Origin of the sequence: Botrimarina sp. (assembly GCF_040219535.1) — a bacterium.
GTDB lineage: Bacteria > Planctomycetota > Planctomycetia > Pirellulales > Lacipirellulaceae > Botrimarina.
Genome location: NZ_JAVJSH010000012.1, coordinates 489,262 through 507,797 on the forward strand (window position 1 = coordinate 489,262; position 18,536 = coordinate 507,797).

An 18,536-nucleotide genomic window follows, 5' to 3' on the forward strand; every position below is an offset into this window, starting at 1 on the left:
ACCGGCCAAACGGCCGAGCCAGGGCGCTGTCTACAGGCAAATCCGATTGCGTGGGGCTGGTCTACGCGACCGACGACTACCTTTTCGAGGGAGTCCACAGCGACATCTTCCTCGGGATTACGCGGACGCTGCACGCGGGCGGCTTTCACCTAGCCTTCTGCCCGCTGCAGGACGACCGAGGATGGCGGCACGTGATCGAAGAGAGCCGCATCGACGGCGCCTTCCTCTTCGGTGTGCCACCCCGGCCCGTGGCGGACGCGCTGCGGCGGCAGTGCATCCCCCAAGTGATGCTCGCAACCGACGCGGACCCCACGGCGCCGACGGTTGTTGTCGACGACGTGGCCGGTGGCCGCATGGCCGCCGAGCACCTGCTCGAGCTCGGGCACCACGAGATCCTCTTCTGGGTGCACCCAGAAATCGCCGAGCACTGCAGCGTCGGCCAACGCATCGAGGGATACGCTGAAGCCATGCGGGATCACGGCGCCGCGCCGCGGACCCTCTTTCGCCAGCCGGTCGACGCGGTCCGCGCCGCCGTCACGGCGCGCTCCCGTCGCGCGACCGCGATCGTGTGCTACTGCGACCACGAGGCTCTGGTCGTGCAGCACATGTTGTGGCGCGAGGGCCTCTCCGCGCCGCGAGACCTGAGCGTGATCGCGTTCAACGACAAGAAGTCGATGCAGTTGATGACGCCCCCGTTGACGACGATCGGCTTCGACGCGGAGCGGATCGGCAGCGCCGGCGCCGAGGCGATGATCCGGCTCATCCGCAGCGGCGGCGCCCCGACGGTCGCGGGCGCGACAATGTCCATCGCTCCGCGGCTAATCGTCCGAGAATCGACAGCGCCGCCCAACGAGGGGCGACGCCGCGCCTCGGAGCCCAATCGTGTCGCCAAGAGGCCGCATTTACAGAACACAATTGCGTTATCGGAGTAATTGACCTGCTGCGCGGGCGAGGGAATAGTGCGGAGGGTTAACTCAGCCGTATCACGACGGCTCTCATCGCAAGGCTCCCTTGGCGCAGTGTTTAGTGCCCCCTTCTCTCCCCAGATCAACCTCGGCACTCCGCGCGTGAGGCGCCAGTATCCAACGACTGGGCCGGCTCGCGCGGGGCGCTCTCTTCCCAATCAGAACAGCGGCAAGGCGTCGCCCCTCTTCGTTTCCTTTTCCCACGGCTGACACCCAGAGATTCCCCAAGGAGAGACCTTATGACGCGTTTACTCACAGGAGCGGTGTTGCTGCTAGCGCCGTTGGCGGCGCACGGCGAGATCGTTGTCGCCGAGTTATCGGAACAGACCCTGCCGGTCAACCCGGCGAACGGCTTCGGCGGCTTCACCTTCGGTGACTTCGCCGCCAGCGGCGCGGTGAGCTACACGGCGGACAGCGTGATTCTCGACATCGCAAACGACGCCGACGGTGTGAACGGGCTCTTCGGCGGCGTCGGGGTCGACTTCGGCACGCCGACGACCATCGCCGGGATCGACCTGCTCCTGCCGATCGATTTCGATCCGTCCGTCTCGCGTTTCGAGTTGCGAGTGAAGAAACTCCAGGGCAACGCGGCCGGCATCGTCAACATGGTGATGCGCGACGTCGACGACCTGATCACTAACGCACGAGAGGAGTGGCAATACAACTTCGACCTCACCGGCGTGCCGGACGACGGCGAGTTTCACCTGGTAACGGTTCCCGCGACGGTGACCGGCTTCCGTCGTACCGACAGTGGCGCGCCCGACGAGATTATCAATCCTGGTCTGGGGCAGTTGCAGTTCCAGAGCGCCTTCGGGGCGACCGACCGGCTGCACATCGAGATCGACTTTGGTCGGGTGGTCACGATTCCCGAGCCGGCGTCGCTGCTGCTGGTCGCGCTGAGCGGGCTCGCTGCGCTGAGCCGACGCTAGGGGGGCGTGCTCCCTCCGCGCGACCACGGGGTGTCGCGCGGAGGACGAGCCCAGCCCCGCCGGGGCGAGCAGGCGCCGGCTCGGGGCTGCCGGGAGACCCAACACAACGCGTCGTCGAGAGCAAACCGCTACACGCCAACTGACACCGATCCCAATCTCAATCCCGAACCGACGCTGCCCGCACCCGGACCCGCCACGCTCCGTGGACCCGGCCCCGACGGCCATAAAGACACCCGAGGCCAACGCCGGCGCACGGTCGCCGGCGGCCTTTTGAATCCCTACCTCTTCCGGAGTCGACACGATGCTGCTCACCCAACTCCGCCGGTCGCCCCTCGCGGGCGCCGCCGTACTTCTGCTTGGAGCGTCGGCCTGGGCCGACAGCGTCGTGCCGCTCACGTTCAACGGGATGATCGTCAACGGCACGGCGAACAACGGCTTCGGCAGCTTCACCTACAACGGCGCGGACACGTCGCAGTCGCCGGGGGGCGGCCTCTCTCCGCTCGACGCGTTCGTCTACGACTCGGCGAACTCGAGCGGCGGCGGCCTGATGAACGGCAGCGGCGCCGGGTACAACGCGGCGGACAACAGCCAATCGCCGTTCGATGTGCTGGCCGGCAACCACGTGTTCGACATCCAGGCAGACGACTTCGACATCCTCGACCGCGCGGGCTTCGGCATCAACTTTGACCCCGACAAGTACAAGATCGAGGTGGTCTACAAACCGCTGCCGACCAACGAGGCGCCCGTCTTGAACGTGCAGTTCGACACGCACGACGGCTTCGTGATCGAGACACGCAACGAGCCGCCGCTCATCACGCCCGGCGTCGGCAAGCGGTCCGGCGAACAGCACCAGTGGGGTTTCGGCTACGGCGAACAGAACATCCAGCAGCTCTACGACTCCCGCGCCAAGGACCCGGACGGGTTTGTCACGATTTCTACCCCGCTGTCCGACGGCATGGGCGGCACCGGGCCCGACTGGACCTTCACCGGGCCGACCTTCCTGTTCGCCGACGGCGACCAGAACTTCCAGGCGCTCAACACCATCCAGGGCGAGGGCGCCATCGACTTCAACAACTTCGAGGGGATGGCCCCCAACGGCGTCGGCCAGATCCACATGCAGAGCGCGTTTACTGACGACTCGGACCTGCTGGGTCGGCTCCACGTGGAGGTGAAGCGGATCAGCATCGTTCCGATCAACCCCGATCCAGAGCTCGTGGCGCGGTACGACGCTTACAGCGGCATCGGACGCCGGTTCGGCACGCCGTTCACGACGCAGACCGACGCCGACGGCGACGGAACGCTGGACGACGTCATCAACGAAGACTTCCAGATCATCCGCCCAACGGATCAGCTCCAGCGGTTCGACGAAAACGGCTTCACCAACCTGATTATCCAAACCGACGACGACGACACCGTCGGTGGGTTCGGCGTGTGGCAGGAGCACCAGTACCAGACCTTCGACGGCACGCAGGCGCAACTCGTGATCAGCGCGAAGCTGATCGACCTCAGCCCAAACGCCCAGGAAGCCAACACCCGCGCCGATTCGATCGGCATCGTGCTGAACGACATCGACGGCGACGACAGCGGCGTCGGCCTCGGCGGCGAGGAGTACCGCTACGAGCTCCAGACCGCCGACCTCAACTCGACGGACTTCACCGAGATCACCGTGCCCCTCTCCGAGCTGACCCGCCAGGCGGCGTTCGAGTTCGCGAACGACGGCGACGGCTCCCTAGAAGACTTCAACCTGTACTACATCGGCCTGGTCACCAACCAGGACGCGGGCCTCGTCGGCCTGGAGATCGAATCGATCGAGGTCCGGCAACCGGGCCGCACGCTGCCCGGCGACTACAACGGCGACGGAGCGGTCAACGCGGCCGACTACACGGTCTGGCGCGACGGCGGCGCCCCCGACAGCGGGCAAGCGGGCTACAACCTGTGGGCGATGAACTACGGCCTCGAGTCGGCGGCCTTCGTCGCCGCCGGGTCCGCGGGCGCCGCCACGCCCGAGCCGGCGAGCGGGCTGCTGCTGGCCGCTTCGTTGTCGATGGCGGTAGGAGCGGCGCGCCGTCGCTAGTCACGCGGGGCGCCGCGCGTCGGCGCCCCGCCACCCGAGCCGTGCGATTCCCTAGGTCGCGAAAGGAGAGACCGATGCGAAGCCGTCCGCTTCATCGAACACTCGCGTTCACGCTCGTCGAGCTGCTGGTGGTGATCGCGATCATCGGCATCCTGGTCGCGTTGCTGCTGCCCGCGGTCCAATCGGCGCGCGAGGCCGCCCGCAGGGCGAACTGCGTGGCGAACATGAAGAACGTCGCTCTGGCGACGATCAACTACCACGACGCCAACGGCCACTTCCCCGTCGACGAGGACTACTACAACCCCGCGACGGGCGGCACGGGTGGCGGCAGCGTGATGCGCGAGATCCGGCTCGACGACTTGGGGTACTCCCGCTGGATGTCGCCCGGGGAGGCCTACGAGAAGCTGCCCGTCACGACGAGCGGCGTGCGGGGCCCCGACGGGGCCGGCTGGATCACGCGGACGCTCCCTTATCTCGAGGAGCAAAGCCTCTTCGACATCTTCGACGACTACCTCGACGGCATGTGGCCAATCGTACGCACGGGCCTCAACGCGAACGAGCCGACGCTCCGCCAGGCTTTGGCCCAGCAGCCGTCGGTGCTGAATTGCCCGAGCGACGACGCCATCGGGCCGCGGGCCGACCAGTACCCGTTCAGCGCCTCCTCGCAATGCGCAGGGGCGCCGGTCCGAGTAGCCACCACCTCCTACAAGGGCAACGCCGGTGACGGCCACTTCGAGTTCCAGACCTTCGAGGAGCCAAACGGCTTCTGGACCTACGAGGGCCCGCCAGGCTTCGCCTGCTACAACGGCACCGACTGTGTCGGCGTGTTCTGGCGGACTTCCTACTACAAGGGCGGGGTCAAGGTCAGCCAGATCACCGACGGCACGAGCAAGACCTTCATGATCGGCGAGGCCTCGCCGGTCGACACCAACAGCGCGGCCTGGTCGAGCGACGGCGACTGGGCGCACACGGCCGTCGAGATCAACTGGGACTACCTGAACTCCGGGTTCTGCACCGGACCCAACGGCAACGGCGACCGCCAATGCTGGCCTCGGATCCGTGGCTTCCGGAGCTTCCACCCCGGCGGGGTCAACTTCGCCTACTGCGACGGGTCGGTCACTTTCGTCACCGACGACATCGACCACCTCGAGTACCGCGCCAAATCAACCCGTTCCCAAGGCGAAGCGGGGTTCTGATCCGGACCCTGGCGGCGGTCGAGTCTGCCCGGCGAGCGCCCGATAAGCCCACACGACATGAAGCCGATCAATCGCATCGCCCGTAGCTTACTCGCGCTCCCCTTGTTGCTGCCGGTCGGCTGCTCGCCCGACCCCTACGACGCCGACGTGTCGGGCGTGGTCACGCTCGACGGCGAGCCGGTAGGCCCGGGGGTCCTTTCCTTCGTGCCGGCCGACAAGACGCAGAACCCCTCGAAGGGGAACGTCGACGATCAAGGACGCTACTTCCTAAAGACGAAGCACGAGCGCGGCATCGACTCGGGCCGGTACCAGGTGGCGGTGCAGGCCTTCAAGCCGGGCGAGATCGTCGCGCCGGGAGAGCGTGCGAACAAACCTTCCATCCCGGCCGTGCCAGAGAAGTACTTGCGCGTCACCACGTCGGGGCTGTCGTACGACGTCGAGCCGGGCAGGCAAACCATCGACATCGCGTTGACCAGCCAATGACAGGCCGCGGGCGTGGCGGGATCACAGAGAGAGCGGTCCGGGGAGGAGCCATCGTGCGGCATCGAGCAACACAGCGGTGCGCCGCGCTGGTGCTGGGCGTGGCCTGCGTCGCCGCCGCGTCGGCCGAGGCCAAGCCGCGCTACACCGGCGTCAACCTGGCCGGGGCGGACTTCGGCGAATCGGTGCTGCCGGGTGAGTTCGGCCGGCACTACACCTACCCCACGGCCGAAGAGGTCGACTACTACGTCGCGAAGGGCGCGAACGTGTTCCGCGTTCCGTTCCGGTGGGAGCGGCTGCAGCAGTCCCTCGGCGGTCCCCTGGACGCGGCCGAGCTGGGGCGGCTCACGGCGGTCGTCGACCATGCCACCGCCGCCGGGGCCACCGTGGTGCTCGACCCGCACAATTACGCGCGATACCGCTCCGGGGGCGACGAGCTGCTCGTGGGCAGCACCGCGCTGCCGGGCGCGAAGCTCGCGGACTTCTGGTCGCGGCTGGCCGACCACTTCAAGCAGAACGACCGTGTGGTGTTCGGCTTGATGAACGAGCCGCACTCGATGCCGGCCGAGCAGTGGGCCGCCGCCGCGAACCAAGCGCTGGCCGCCATCCGGCTGACCGGCGCGGAAAACCTGGTGCTGGTGCCGGGCGTCGCGTGGACCGGCGCCCACAGTTGGAGCCAAGGCTGGTACGGCGTGCCCAACTCGCAGGCGATGCTCGACGTGAGCGACCCGGCGGACAACTTCGCCTTCGAGGTGCACCAGTACCTGGACGAAGACTCTTCCGGGACGACGAGCAACGTCGTCAGCCCCACGGTGGGCCGCGACCGGTTGGTCGCGTTCACCGAGTGGCTCAAGCAGCACGACCGGCGCGGCTTCCTCGGGGAGTTCGGCGTGGCCAACTCGACCATCGGCGACGACCCCGGTCAGATCGGCGACGAAGCGATCGACCACATGCTCGACTACATCGAGGCCAACGACGACGTGTGGCTCGGCTGGACCTGGTGGGCCGGCGGCCCCTGGTGGGGCGACTACCGCTTCACGATCGAGCCGCTGGACCTGGGCGGGCCCGGTCAGTCCGACCGCCCCTCGATGACACTCCTCCAGCCGCGGCTGGTCGGGGTCGGCCCCGCGCTGGCGGGCGACTTCAACCGCGACGGCGCCGTCGACGCGGCCGACTACACCGTGTGGCGCGACCGCGGCGGCGACGCGGCCGGCTACGCGGTTTGGATCGAAAACTACGGCGCAACCGCCGACGCACTCCCGGCGCCCGAGCCGCGGTGCGCGGTGTCCGTGCTGCTCGCGGCCGTTCTCGCAACCAGCACACGACGCGGCGCCTGACCCGGCCAGCGCCGACCACTCCGACGACAACTCTGCTATGCCCAACCGCCCCTCGCTCGCACTCGCCGCGCTGCTGTTGAGCCTGAGCCCCTCCAGCGCGCAGAACACGTTCTTGTTGAACGATTTCAACAACAACGGGATGGACGTGCTGTCCGGCGGCTTCAACCAGCAGCTCGGCCAGTTCGCCACTCGCTTCTTCGACAACGCCGACGGGGCGGGCGTGGCCGCGTCGCTCTTGGGGGGCGTGGACCTCGGCGGGTTGGCCAGCGGCGGGTCGCTGAAGGTGCGGTACAACCCGCTCTCGGGCCACGCGACGGACTTCTTCACGGTCGACCTCTACGACAGCCAGAGCAACTTCTTGAGCTACGCCGTCGACACGACGGTCCCCTCGTTGGGCGGGGCGTTCGGCGCGTACGACGTGTCGCTCGACATCGCGTCGCCCACGGGCGGCTCCGCGCCGTTCGCGGAGTTCGACTTCACGGACGTCGCCAGCTGGGCGATCAGCGGGCAGCCCGGCAGCGCCGGGCCGTTCAACGTCAACCTGTTCAATGTGGAGCTCGAGGGAAACCTCCCCGACCCGCCGGTCAACTACGGCGGCCTCGATCCGACCTCTCCCTGGCGGGCCGAAGCGGCCACCCGGATCGATCAGATCCGGAAGGCAGACTTATCGCTCCGCGTGGTCGACCAGAACGGCGCCCCCGTGTCCGGAGCGGCCGTGCGTGTCCGGCAGACGAGGCAGGCCTTCCAGTTCGGGACAGCCGTAGCGGTCGACAACCTCCTGGGATCGTCCCCGAACGACCAGATCTACCGCGACCGGCTGCTGGAGATGTTCAACACCGCGACCATCGAGAACGGCCTCAAGTGGGACCCCCTCGCCGGCGATTGGGGGCCCAGCTGGAGCCTCGCGGAGAGCGTGCAGGCGCTGGACTGGCTCCAGCAGAACGGCCTGCAGTCGCGCGGCCACGTGCTGATCTGGCCCGGCTCGCAGAACATGCCGTCGTACCTCGACCCGCTGATCGCCGCGGCTAAGTCGGGCGACACGCAAGCGCGGCAGGGCCTCCTTGCCGAGATCCACGACCACATCGTCGAGGTCGTCTCGGCGACCGACGGGAAGGTCGTCGACTGGGACGTGGTGAACGAGATCGGCACGAACAACGACGTCCTCAACATCTACGGCGAAGCGATCATGGACACCTGGTTCGGCGCCGCCCGCCAGACCGACCCCGACGCCAAGCTGTTCATCAACGAGTTCAACATCATCTCGGACGAGCAGCGATCCAAGCGAGCGCAGTACCTCGCCTCGATCCAAGGGCTGGTCGACAGGGGCGCCGAGATCGACGGGATCGGCATGCAGGCGCACTTCCACGATTACTCGCTCACCGACCTGGACGGCACAGGAGGGAGCGACCCGCAGACCGTTTGGGAGGTCCTCGACTCGTTCCACGACGCGACCGGGCTGCCGATCACCATCACCGAGTTTGACGTCAACTCTCCGAACGAAACGCTCAAGGCGAACTACCTGCGCGACTTCTTGACCGCGGTGTTCGCCCACGAGGGCGTCGACGGCTTCCTCATGTGGGGCTTCTGGGAGGGCCGCCATTGGCGCCCAGACGCCGCGCTGTACAACCAAGACTGGAGCGAGACCCCCAGCGTCCAGGTCTGGCGCGACCTGGTGCTCGGCGAGTGGATGACCGACGAGCAGCTCACCTCGACGACCGAAGGGACCGGGCTACGCGCCTTCAAGGGCGACTACGAGGTAGTCGTTCAATTGGACGGCGAGACGAACGCGTTCGACCTGACGCTCGGCGACGGCGGCCTCGCGACCGAGTTGGTGCTGCCCATCGACGTCTCGCAGCCGGGCGACTACGACGGCGACGGGGACGTCGACCAAGACGATTTTCAATCGTGGAGCCTGTCTTACGGCGATGCGGCAGTGCCCTTCGCCGGCGCCGACGGCAACGGCGATGGCGTCATCGACGCGGCCGACTACACGGTGTGGCGCGACGCCTCGGTGGCGAGCCCCGACGCGATCCCGGAACCCGTGAGCGGGGCGTTGGCCGTGATCGCCTGGTGCGGAGTGGGGTCGAGGCCTAGTCGGTCGCGGGCGACGCCCTAGACCAGGGCCGACGCCCCCCGGCAGCGGGCGAGCCTCCAGGCGCGAAACAGGCTCCGAGGTCCGCGCCACTTGCAAGGCTTCCCCTGCGGCCCGCACCGCAATGCGTCAGCAGTCACACCAGGCCCGCCAGAGCAAGCCTAGAGCCGATCACTGACCGCCGGAGCGATAATTCGTGAGTGGGTCGCTGCGGCAAGGAGGCCACTAGCCCCAAAAGGAAAAACGGCCGGCCGCTGACGCGGCCGGCCGTTCTTTTTTTGGCAAGCATGGCGGGGAAGAAGATCATCCCCGCCCGCCTTGAGGGCGAGTCGTCAGCTACGGCGACGCAGCATCGCCGGGATGAGCCCTAGGCTCGCCAACAAAGCGGCGGTGGGTTCCGGCGTGGCGACCAGGTCGTCCAGGAAGATCGTGCCGGTGTTGCTGGGGCCGGGCTCGCCACCGAAGGTCTGGACCGCGTAGACAAACCGGCCGCTGTCGGCGCCAGCCGGGACCGTGGAGGTCAGGCTGAAGGGCTCGTAGTCGGTCGAGGTCGGAGCAGTGGTCGAGTTCGGCGTCCGCGAGATTTCGGTGCCCATCACCGAGTCGCGCCATTCAATCCGGAACTCGACTCCCACATCGGCCATCCCACCGATCGCGTGAAAGCCGCTGAAGGTGATCTCGGTTCCTGCGCCAAGGCCGACGACGTCTTGAAACACACCCGCGAAGCTGTTGTCGTCGCCGAGGATCGACAGGTTCGCGTGCTGGCTGCCGGAGAGCGGGTTGGTCGTGTCGTTCGTGGCCGATGCGCCGGCGCTCCCAGAGAAGCCCTCCCAGACGCCGACGAACGGAGGTCCGTCGTAGGTAATAGCCCCTTCGAAGCTCGGGTCGCCGAAGTTGTTTTGACCGAGCGCAGGGCCGCCGAGCGCGACGGCGAGCAGCAGCGCTGAGAAACCAAGAAGACGGGTCATCAGTAGCATCCTCACGTGTTGGGCAAGAAGAGACAGGACGAGGCTCGCGGCCACCGGCGAGAAACACCGTGTACCGCGCATACAGAGTAGTCTCCCCGTGAAACAAACGTCAATCAGTCGTGACGTTCATAGCAACGAAAACAAAGGAGTAACAGTTTCGCGAAAAACAGCACGGCTCTCGACATCGTCGACGCGAGGCGTAGAGCCCTGCCCGCGAACTGCAAGCGACGCGATCAGCCGTTTCACCTTGTGGACCGCCATTCGCACCCAACCTTCCAGCGCGGCACGGCCGTCAAGTCGCTACCGCACGCGCCCTCGTCGCTCCCGAGCGAGAGCCGGGCAAGAAAGCAGCGACGGCCTGCGGGGCTGGGCCGGTCGTCTCGTGGATCTCGAACCACGCGGTCTGCGGCTCCGGCGCGGCGTCGAACGGCCCGCCCAAGTCGATCAAGTCGCACAACATCGCGAAGGCGGTCTCGCCCAACAGGGCGGAGTCTTGGCAAACAGCGGTCATCCTCGGGAAGACGCTCATCCGTGTGTCGGAGTCGTCGAAACCGACGACCGACAGATCGGCCGGCAGCCGGACCCCCATGCTGTGGGCCTCGTTGATGACGCCAACCGCCACCAGCGGGTCCGCGATGAACAGCGCGGTCGGCCTATCCGGTCGGCTCAGCAGCCGCCGCGCGACGGGCGCGCCATCCATCCGGTAGGGGGGCACCCGGTGGATGTCGCTTTCGCACAGCAGGCCCGCCTGCCCGAGCACGTCGCGGTAGGCCTGGAGGCGGTCGAGGTGGTCGCCGTCGTCGCGATCGCAGCCGAGGAACGCGATCCGCGTGTGGCCCAGGGCCAGCAGGTGCTCCATCGCTTCGCGGCTCGCTTCTAGCGAATCGGCGTAAGCGAACCGCAGCCGGTCGCTGTTGAAGTGGTCCCCCAGCACAACGAGGGGCACGTCTTCTTCGGCCATCGCGGCCAGTTGCCCTCGGAACTCGAGCGTTGACCGGATGACGGCGCCGCAGACGCCTTTGCGAGAAAAGAACTGCTTAAGAGTTTCGTTCGGGTGCCTGTCGCGCCGGTGGTCGAGCAGCACCAGGTCGTAGGGCGACTTGCGCATCGCGCGGCTCAGCCCCACGACGCACGCCGAGTCGTAAGGCGACTCGAGCCAGAAGTCGCCGGCGTAGAGCAACGCGATCCGCTCGGCGGTCCGCTTGCCGACGGTCGGCGCGTAGTCGCAGCGGTTGGCGGCGTGCAGCACGCGATCGCGGAGATCGGGCCCGACCGAGGTGTGGCCGTTAAGCACACGGGAGACCGTCGCCGTCGAGACGCCGGCCTCCTTCGCCACTTGTCGAATCGAAGCCATCGGTCTCGCGGGAGAAGAGAGACAAGCAAGAAACTGTTACAGCCGATTTTAGTTGAGCGAGGACCGGATTCAAGGCTCTGTGGTGAGGATTTCACGAGTCACAACGGATGAAGCCCGCAGATTCGTCGCAAATCGCTTGACGGGGACCGCGGTGGCTGACTAATCTAGAAACACTGTTACTGGCTGTTACTGGCTCGACAGGGTTTCACCGACCGAGCCGGCGCGACAGCGGCCCCCTTTTCCAGCCTCTGATCCACCGACCGCTCGGGACCCCACGCCGCTGGTTCGCACCCGCCAGATCTGGTGGGCTCGTGACTTGGCCGGGCGTGCCCGCGAGTGGCCCCAGCGCCGGCGCGACCACCGCACCCCGCTCCTCCTCAAGAATCGGAAGCCTCCTCATGGCGTACCCACGACGGCTACTTCGCGCGATCGTTTGTCTCGCCCTCGGCGCCGCCCCGGCGACACTGTTCGCCGCCGACGCGTACCCGGTCTTCACCGATCCGAACGCCGATGGCTTGGCCTTCGGCGTGACCGACGTGTTCGTGTCCGGCGCCTACGGGCTCGACGTCGGCGGACCCTTCGCCGTTTACAACCAGAACTTCAGCGGCCCCTGCTGCCACGGCGCCGGGTTCTCGGTGCCGGTCTCCAACGGGGAGAACGGCATCGACGTCACCTTCGACGGCGACATGAACCAAGACGAGAACCTCGACGCGGTGAATACCACCCCGCCCAACAGCGTGTTCACGACGATCGGCAACCCGAGCGGCAAACTCGAGAACGGCAACGTGCTCCGCATGTCGGCTTGGTTCCGGTCGGACCCCGCCAACCCGATCGTGGTCGATCCCCAGATCCAGCCGGTACTGAAGTTCGAGTTCTGGAAGGAGGCTCTCTCCACGAACGCCGACACCAACGGCGGGCAGATCCAGCCGCTCTTCGGTGACAAGATCTTCGACCAAGACCAACACGGCGGCCCGCTGGGCATCCCCGTGGGCGACCGTGCGCAGTGGGTCGACTTCAACGGCGACGGCCAGGTCATCGACGGCGGCGCCGCGAGCGAAGGCCGCGTCTCCCAGATCAACACCGACGAGTGGACGCTCGTCGAGAGCGTGTACACGGTCAACGACTTCGACTGGATCGGCATCGGCGACGACCTCTACACCGTGGCCGACGTCGAAGAGGTCCGCGCCGTGATGTTCATGGGCGACTTCGCCGGAACGGACCTCACCGGCGACGGCGACGGCGGCAACCTGCTGGTCGACAACATCCTCGTCGAGGTGTTCCGCGACGCGGCCTCTGTGACGCCCAACGCCAACCCCGAGCCCGACAACGACATCCTGCTCGGCGACTACAACTTCGACGGCTCGGTCGACGCGGCCGACTACACCGTGTGGCGCGACGGCAACTCGCCCGACTCGTCGCAAGCCGGCTACGACCTCTGGGCCGACAACTACGGCATGACCGTCGGGGGTTCGACGGCCGCCGGCGTCCCCGAGCCGGGCGCCGCTCTGCTCGCGATCTTGGCCCTCTGCGGGGTGGGCGCCGGACGCGCCGCGGCTCGCGCTTAGCGGGTCGCCGGCGCGGCTCGCGTCGCGGCTCTCGCGGCGCCGAGCCGGTCTGTCCACGTGGCGGTGAGCTAACCATTTGTTTTGACCAGTAAACGAGGGAACCGACCTATGCTCAGCCGGCCACGCCCGCGTCCCGGGGGGTTCACGCTCGTGGAGCTCCTCGTGGTGATCGCCATCATCGGCATCCTCGTGGCGTTGCTGCTGCCCGCGGTGCAAGCCGCGCGCGAAGCGGCGCGGCGGGCCGCCTGCGTGAACAACCTGAAGAACCTCGCGCTAGCGGTGCTCAACCACCACGACGTCGAGGGCCACTTCCCGATCAGCGGCGGCTACACCGACCCCAACGCCGAGGAACCCAACGTCCGACTGGCCGCCAACGACGGACAGCCGATGAACTGCGCGGGCTGGATCGTTCAGGTGCTGCCTCAACTGGAAGAGCAGGCGCTGTACGACCAGTTCAAGGCGGGCGGCGCCTTTGAGGGACAGTATCGGATAGGCATCTGTCGCAGCCCGCGGCCCGGATTCGGGATGGGGTCGATGGTCGACGGGATCTCGGTGCCCGAGCTGGCCAAAACGTGGCTCTCCGTGATCGCCTGCCCCAGCGACGACTCGGCCGGCGTGCTGCGGACCGACCAGTGGCAGTGGCAGAACTGCGAGGTCGCGACGACCAACTACAAGGGCGTGCTCGGCGACACCTGGCTGAACGAACAGCCGGCGAGCTTGTTCAACAACGACACGTCGCAGTACCCGAGCGGAATCTACGACAAAGGTATCAACGGCGCCCCCGTTGAGAGAAACGCGCTCACGCAGGCAGACCGCGATTGCCACCGCGGCACCCGGTGCCGCGGCCTCTTCTACCGGAACACGTGGCTCACCCCGGTGAAAATGAGCAAAGTGACCGACGGCACCTCGAAGACCATGATGATCGGCGAGGACCTTCCGGCCTACAACCGTCACTCGGCCGCCTATTACTCCAACGGCGACTGGTCCTCTTGCAACACCCCGATCAACTACACCGGGGGCGTCGACCCGGAGACCCTCGCCAATGACCTCTGGTACGACGCCCAGGGGTTCCGCAGCCGCCACCCCGGCGGGGCGCAGTTCGCTCGGGTCGATGGGTCGGTCGCGTTCTTCGCCGAGGACGTCGACAACACCTTCTACCGCACGAGTTGCACCCGCAACGGCGACGAGAACTGGGCGACGCAATAGTGCCGGACTAAGCTAATCGGTAGGATGCCGCTAACGGTCTGCGGCCTCTTCTCCCCCCTATCCGATCGGAAAAACGGCATGCTGCCCAGGCGTCGATCAGAGCGTCGCGTCTTCTGTGCGTTGGATCGTGTGACCCTGGCCGGGTGCGCGGCAGGTCTGCTCGCCGTGGGCGGCTGCGGCGGCATGCCGGCGACCCTCAGCGGCCAGGTCACCCTCAACGGCGAGCCCGTCGAGACCGGCGGCGACGTCCGCGGCACGGTCCTGCTGCAGCCCAAAGAGTCCAACGGCGCGCCGGCCTCCGGATCGATCGACGACCAGGGTCGGTACCAGGTGCTCACCGGGAACCAGCGGGGCCTCACGCCCGGCGACTACGCCGTGACCGTGAGCCTCGTCAAGACGATCCCGCCTCAGCAGGAAGGGGCGATGCCCTGGGCCGAGCGGCTGATCCCCCCCCGGTACACGTCGCCGGCGACTTCGGGCCTCGAAGTGACCGTCGAGCCAGGCGGCAACACGTTCGACATCTCGCTAGAACGGCGAACCCCCGGCAATAACCGATGAGCGGTTGTCTCGCTTCTGCGGCCCGGCGCTTGGCGGCGCCGGTCGCCGCCCTGTTGATCGGCTACGCGCCGGCGTCGGCGCACGCCCAGGCCGCGCCGGACTGGCGGCTCGTGTGGGAAGACGGGTTCAACTCCCTCGACGGCACGAAGTGGCAGCGGGTCAACAGCACCCAGCCGACGAACAACTCGCTCCACGCCTATCTGCCGCAGCAGGTGACCGTCGAGAACGGGTCGCTGGTGCTCACGTCGACCGACGAGCCGTACGCGGGCCTCCCCTACCGATCCGGCCAGGTCATCAGCCGCTCGGAGCAACGCTTCGGCCGCTGGGAAGTCAGCGCGAAGCTGCCCACCTCTCGCGGCATGTGGCCGGCGATCTGGCTGCTGCCCGACGTGTCGCGAACGAACTGGCCCAGCGGCGGCGAGATCGACATCCTCGAGAACCGCGGGAACGAGCCCTTCCTGACCAGCAGCGCGTTCCACTACGGCACAAACCCCCCGTACGTGCACCGCTTCGTGTACGACGAGCAGCAGACCTCCCTCGACGGCGAGCCGGTCAACTACCACGAGGGGTTCCACACGTACGCGGTCGATTGGACCGATCGCTACCTGCGGTTCTACGTCGACGGCGTGCACCACTACACGGTCTACGACGAGGACGTCGGCGGCTTCTTGTCCGCCGACACCCAGCCGATGCAGCTGGTCATCAACAACGCGATCGGCGGCCACTTCCTCCCCAACCCCGACGAGTCCACCGTGTGGCCCCAACGGATGGAGGTGGACTGGGTGCGGGTGTACGAGGAGAGCGGTTCGTCGGGCGTCGTCGAGGCGCAGAACCTCGGCTTCGAGGCAGACGGCGGCACGCTGCGCAATTGGAGCGTGTTCGGCGACGAGCCGCGCGGCTCGGTGAACGTGCTGGCGGCCACCGAGGCCGTCCGCTCCGGCGACGCCAGCCTGAAGCTGTTCGGCCCCTTCCAGCCCGGCCGGACCTTCTCGGGCGTGAGCCAAGGGATCACCGTCGAGGGCGGGCAAGAGGTCGCCTTCTCGCTCTCCGCTTTAGTCCGCTCCGAAGACCGCTTGGCCGGCGCGAACGAGGTTTGGGCGCGGCTCGAGTTCTACGAGGAGTTCGGCGCCAAGTACCGCGGCCAGGCCTTCTTGAGCGAGGAGACCCTCCTGGTCGCCGACGCCCAAACCCCGCTCGACCAGTGGCTCACGAGCTCCTTGAGCGCGCTGGCGCCGCAGGACTCGCGGGAGGCCCGGTTGTCGCTGCTGTTCGAGCAACCCTCGACCGACGCCGGGGCGATCCACATCGACGACATCCAGTTCGCCGCAACACCGATCGGCGACTTCAACGCCGACGGGCTGGTCAACGCGGCCGACTACACGGTCTGGCGAGACTCGCTCGGCCAAACGGGGCCCGGCCTCGCGGCCGACGCCGACCGCAATCAGGTCGTCGACCACGAGGACCTCGCCGCGTGGCGCGACCGCTACACGGCGAACCTCCCAGCGGCGCCGGCCCAGGCGCCGGAGCCCGCCGCCGCTTGGCTGCTCTGCCTCGCCGCGCTCGCGGGCCTCCGCGCGGGGCGGCGCCAACAGGCTTGAGGATTAGTCGAAGGCCACGTTCTCGTGGTCCAGGGTGATCTCCGATCGCACCTGCACGCCGTCGAAGAACTTCGGGAGCGTCCAGCTGTTCTCGTTGTAGGGGGCGACCGCGCGGACGGTGACCGATTGGGTCTCGTCGGTGATCACCGGCGGGGTGATCGTGAGCGTCGCGTTGCGAACGCCCGCGGCCGCCAACCGGCTGACCGCCGTGTCGTTGACGGCCGCGGAGGTCGCCCCCGGCACGATGCCCGCGCGGGCCGCCATGTAGACCGCCTGGTCCATCGAGTGCCGCAGCACGTGAAAGCGGGCGACCTCGATCATCGTGATGAACAGCAGGAACAAGATCGAGGCGCAGAACGCGAACTCCACGGTCGCGACACCGCGCCGGTGGTCGCCCCGCCCGCGCGGTCGATTCGGGCGTGGCCTGGTCGTGCTCGGTGTCGTGCTCGGTGTCATGCTCGATCGCGGCTCCAGCCGCCGGTCCCCCGTGGGGCGCGGGCGGCTATCGGATGAGGACGGCCGGCAGCTCTTCGGCGATCTGTTCGAACGCCGCCTGCAGCTCCGGTCCCGTGTTGGCGTGGTAGTGACTGCCGTTGCCGACCTGGGCGATCTGGGCCATGACGGCCTGGTCGGCGCCGTCGCCGAAGGAGATCGTGTGGATCGTGATCCGCTGCGCGGCCGCTTGCTCCGCGCCGACCACCGGGTCGCCCCCTTCGGTCCGCCGCCCGTCGGAGAGAAGGATCATCGTGCGGTTGGCGGTGTCGCGGCGCTCGGGGTTGCTCGTGAGGACGGTCTTTGCGCGGTCCATGCCCGCCTTGATGTTGGTGTCGCCGATGATCGGCTTCTCACCGAGGCGGTGCGCGGCGTCGAGGAACTTCAGGGTGTCCGGGTCCAGCTTCTGGTCGCGGCTGCTGCGTGTCGCCGAGAAGTTGGCGAACGTGTAGTTGCTCGCGTACGAGACCAGGGCGACCTGCGGGTTCAGGTCGCGGCGGTCGACGACCCCCTTGAAGGTCGCCAGCGCGTCCAGCAGCGCGCCCCAGCGGCTCTGGCGCTTCAGCGGGTCTGGCTCCGACGCGTCGTAGCCGAGGAACGGCTCGCGGAAGTAGTTCTGCAGCGTCGAGTCGTCGTTGAAGGTCGACGGGTAGCTGAAGTCCACCCCGGTCAGGTCCCAGGCCATCGAGGCCGAGCGGTCGACCACGATGCAGATGTCGTGGTCGTACCGTCCCGCGACGGCCTCTTTCGCCAGCCCGAACTCGTCGACGGGCAGCAGGTTCGCGAACACCGCGCGGACGGCCGCGGTCGAAGAGCCGTCCCCCACGCGGGCGACGACCCGCGCGCTGTTCCGCGGCGCCGCGTTGGGCGTGTAGACGAATCCCCCCGCGCCGTCCGGGGTGGCGTTGCCGAACTCGATGTCGCCGTCCGCCAGGTTGAGCGTCTGGCCGCCGACGCGGAACCGCGAGCCGATGTCGCGGGCGGCGACCCGCGCGAGGGCCTCGTCCTGGGTCTGGCTGAGGCTCACGACCGCGGCCTTCGCCGCCGCATCGGCCGCCGATCGCAGCTGGGTGTTGGTGAGCTCGATGTAGGCCCAGTTGATGACCAGGGCGCCCATCGCGACGAGCCCCGAGGACATCACCGCCACCAGCACCAACACGGCGCCGCGGCGGGGCGAGGGTCGCCGGCGGCGAGGAACTAGCGAAGCCATGAGGAACCTCCCTTTTTGGGTTCGCTGCTTTCGCCGGCCGAACCCGGAATAGGCCAAAGCGTGCTTCCTGCTCACTCCCGGACAAACGTCACGGTTTCCTGTAGGTCGGGCAGCGCCGCCAGCACGATCTGCGACGTCGAGTTCTCCGCGACCGGCGCGGTGACGTCGATGCGGATCTCCTCTCCGATGGACAGGGCGCTCAGGTCGCCGGGGGTGAGGGTCATCGTGGCGCCGACCAACCGCCGCGCGGCGACGATCTGGTTGAAGCGGTTCGTGACCGCCTCGGTCGTGGCGTCCCGCCGCGCGGCGACCCTCCCCGACTCGTACGCGGCCACCGCGATCGACTGCTTCGTGAACAGCAACTCGCAACACTCGAGGGTCCCGAACAGGATCGTGACGAGGATCGGCAGCGACAGGGCGAGCTCGACGGTCTCGACGCCGCGTCGGTCTCTGCGGCGTGTCGTCCTTCTTGCCGGGGTTCTCATCGGCTCGACCCTCGGGTGACGGCAGGA

The 18,536-nt window shown here is 67.7% G+C and carries 16 protein-coding genes; 11 read left to right on the top strand and 5 right to left on the bottom strand.

The genetic code is table 11. The features are described from left to right. The first annotated feature begins 50 nt into the window (after positions 1-50). From RIC11_RS06185 to RIC11_RS06215, 7 genes are all read left to right on the top strand, one after another. A complete protein-coding gene (locus tag RIC11_RS06185) occupies positions 51-932 on the top strand; it encodes a LacI family DNA-binding transcriptional regulator (RefSeq protein ID WP_350209723.1) in 882 nt (293 codons plus the stop codon). Between the two features lie 272 nt (positions 933-1,204). Next, a complete protein-coding gene (locus RIC11_RS06190; protein WP_350209390.1) occupies positions 1,205-1,894 on the top strand; it encodes a PEP-CTERM sorting domain-containing protein in 690 nt (229 codons plus the stop codon). A gap of 301 nt (positions 1,895-2,195) precedes the next feature. Beyond that, positions 2,196-3,968, top strand: coding sequence for a hypothetical protein (locus RIC11_RS06195; RefSeq protein WP_350209392.1), 1,773 nt, complete (start codon positions 2,196-2,198; stop codon positions 3,966-3,968). 74 nt (positions 3,969-4,042) lie between these two features. After that, positions 4,043-5,164 (top strand): DUF1559 family PulG-like putative transporter, encoded by a 1,122-nt coding sequence (locus tag RIC11_RS06200; RefSeq protein WP_350209394.1) that lies wholly within the window; start codon positions 4,043-4,045, stop codon positions 5,162-5,164. Positions 5,165-5,221: 57 nt separating this feature from the next. After that, positions 5,222-5,647 (top strand): hypothetical protein, encoded by a 426-nt coding sequence (locus RIC11_RS06205; RefSeq protein WP_350209396.1) that lies wholly within the window; start codon positions 5,222-5,224, stop codon positions 5,645-5,647. 53 nt (positions 5,648-5,700) lie between these two features. After that, the gene (locus RIC11_RS06210; RefSeq protein WP_350209398.1) at positions 5,701-6,981 is read left to right on the top strand and encodes a glycoside hydrolase family 5 protein; all 1,281 of its coding nucleotides are present in this window, start codon (positions 5,701-5,703) and stop codon (positions 6,979-6,981) included. 37 nt (positions 6,982-7,018) lie between these two features. After that, positions 7,019-9,097 carry an endo-1,4-beta-xylanase gene (locus RIC11_RS06215; RefSeq protein ID WP_350209400.1) on the top strand — a complete coding sequence of 693 codons (2,079 nt, stop codon included), beginning with the start codon at positions 7,019-7,021 and terminating at the stop codon, positions 9,095-9,097. 308 nt (positions 9,098-9,405) lie between these two features. On the opposite strand, the gene RIC11_RS06220 is transcribed toward RIC11_RS06215, so the two are convergent. Then, positions 9,406-10,041: a hypothetical protein gene (locus RIC11_RS06220; RefSeq protein WP_350209402.1), complete on the bottom strand. Its 636-nt coding sequence runs from the start codon at positions 10,039-10,041 to the stop codon at positions 9,406-9,408. 292 nt (positions 10,042-10,333) lie between these two features. Continuing rightward, positions 10,334-11,395, bottom strand: a complete 1,062-nt coding sequence (locus RIC11_RS06225) for a LacI family DNA-binding transcriptional regulator (protein WP_350209404.1) — start codon at positions 11,393-11,395, stop codon at positions 10,334-10,336. 398 nt (positions 11,396-11,793) lie between these two features. On the opposite strand from RIC11_RS06225, the gene RIC11_RS06230 reads away from it, so the two are divergent. The 4 genes from RIC11_RS06230 (at position 11,794) to RIC11_RS06245 (ending at position 16,322) form a co-directional block, all read left to right on the top strand. Continuing rightward, entirely contained in the window at positions 11,794-12,960 is a 1,167-nt protein-coding gene (locus tag RIC11_RS06230; RefSeq protein WP_350209406.1) for a hypothetical protein, read from the top strand. 108 nt (positions 12,961-13,068) lie between these two features. Next, the gene (locus RIC11_RS06235; RefSeq protein WP_350209408.1) at positions 13,069-14,166 is read left to right on the top strand and encodes a DUF1559 family PulG-like putative transporter; all 1,098 of its coding nucleotides are present in this window, start codon (positions 13,069-13,071) and stop codon (positions 14,164-14,166) included. Positions 14,167-14,295: 129 nt separating this feature from the next. Then, positions 14,296-14,724 carry a hypothetical protein gene (locus RIC11_RS06240; RefSeq protein ID WP_350209410.1) on the top strand — a complete coding sequence of 143 codons (429 nt, stop codon included), beginning with the start codon at positions 14,296-14,298 and terminating at the stop codon, positions 14,722-14,724. Further along, complete coding sequence (locus RIC11_RS06245; protein ID WP_350209412.1) at positions 14,721-16,322, top strand: family 16 glycosylhydrolase; 1,602 nt, start codon at positions 14,721-14,723, stop codon at positions 16,320-16,322. Before RIC11_RS06240 ends, RIC11_RS06245 begins: the two co-directional genes overlap by 4 nt. Positions 16,323-16,325: 3 nt before the next feature. Here the strand turns inward: RIC11_RS06245 and RIC11_RS06250 are convergent, their stop codons facing one another. The 3 genes from RIC11_RS06250 to RIC11_RS06260 form a co-directional block, all read right to left on the bottom strand. Then, entirely contained in the window at positions 16,326-16,778 is a 453-nt protein-coding gene (locus RIC11_RS06250; RefSeq protein WP_350209414.1) for a TadE/TadG family type IV pilus assembly protein, read from the bottom strand. 46 nt (positions 16,779-16,824) lie between these two features. Then, positions 16,825-18,024, bottom strand: coding sequence for a vWA domain-containing protein (locus RIC11_RS06255; protein WP_350209416.1), 1,200 nt, complete (start codon positions 18,022-18,024; stop codon positions 16,825-16,827). Between the two features lie 71 nt (positions 18,025-18,095). Then, positions 18,096-18,509, bottom strand: a complete 414-nt coding sequence (locus RIC11_RS06260; RefSeq protein WP_350209418.1) for a TadE family protein — start codon at positions 18,507-18,509, stop codon at positions 18,096-18,098. Positions 18,510-18,536: the final 27 nt, after the last annotated feature.

What these genes read in the sequence shown, in the direction of transcription:
- RIC11_RS06195 (WP_350209392.1), top strand. Translation starts at nt 2,196, where the DNA reads ATGCTGCTCACCCAACTCCGCCGGTCGCCCCTCGCGGGCGCCGCCGTA.
- RIC11_RS06235 (WP_350209408.1), top strand. Translation starts at nt 13,069, where the DNA reads ATGCTCAGCCGGCCACGCCCGCGTCCCGGGGGGTTCACGCTCGTGGAG.
- RIC11_RS06245 (WP_350209412.1), top strand. Translation starts at nt 14,721, where the DNA reads ATGAGCGGTTGTCTCGCTTCTGCGGCCCGGCGCTTGGCGGCGCCGGTC.
- RIC11_RS06255 (WP_350209416.1), bottom strand. Translation starts at nt 18,024, where the DNA reads ATGGCTTCGCTAGTTCCTCGCCGCCGGCGACCCTCGCCCCGCCGCGGC.
- RIC11_RS06225 (WP_350209404.1), bottom strand. Translation starts at nt 11,395, where the DNA reads ATGGCTTCGATTCGACAAGTGGCGAAGGAGGCCGGCGTCTCGACGGCG.
- RIC11_RS06250 (WP_350209414.1), bottom strand. Translation starts at nt 16,778, where the DNA reads ATGACACCGAGCACGACACCGAGCACGACCAGGCCACGCCCGAATCGA.
- RIC11_RS06215 (WP_350209400.1), top strand. Translation starts at nt 7,019, where the DNA reads ATGCCCAACCGCCCCTCGCTCGCACTCGCCGCGCTGCTGTTGAGCCTG.
- RIC11_RS06190 (WP_350209390.1), top strand. Translation starts at nt 1,205, where the DNA reads ATGACGCGTTTACTCACAGGAGCGGTGTTGCTGCTAGCGCCGTTGGCG.
- RIC11_RS06220 (WP_350209402.1), bottom strand. Translation starts at nt 10,041, where the DNA reads ATGACCCGTCTTCTTGGTTTCTCAGCGCTGCTGCTCGCCGTCGCGCTC.
- RIC11_RS06205 (WP_350209396.1), top strand. Translation starts at nt 5,222, where the DNA reads ATGAAGCCGATCAATCGCATCGCCCGTAGCTTACTCGCGCTCCCCTTG.
- RIC11_RS06260 (WP_350209418.1), bottom strand. Translation starts at nt 18,509, where the DNA reads ATGAGAACCCCGGCAAGAAGGACGACACGCCGCAGAGACCGACGCGGC.
- RIC11_RS06230 (WP_350209406.1), top strand. Translation starts at nt 11,794, where the DNA reads ATGGCGTACCCACGACGGCTACTTCGCGCGATCGTTTGTCTCGCCCTC.
- RIC11_RS06200 (WP_350209394.1), top strand. Translation starts at nt 4,043, where the DNA reads ATGCGAAGCCGTCCGCTTCATCGAACACTCGCGTTCACGCTCGTCGAG.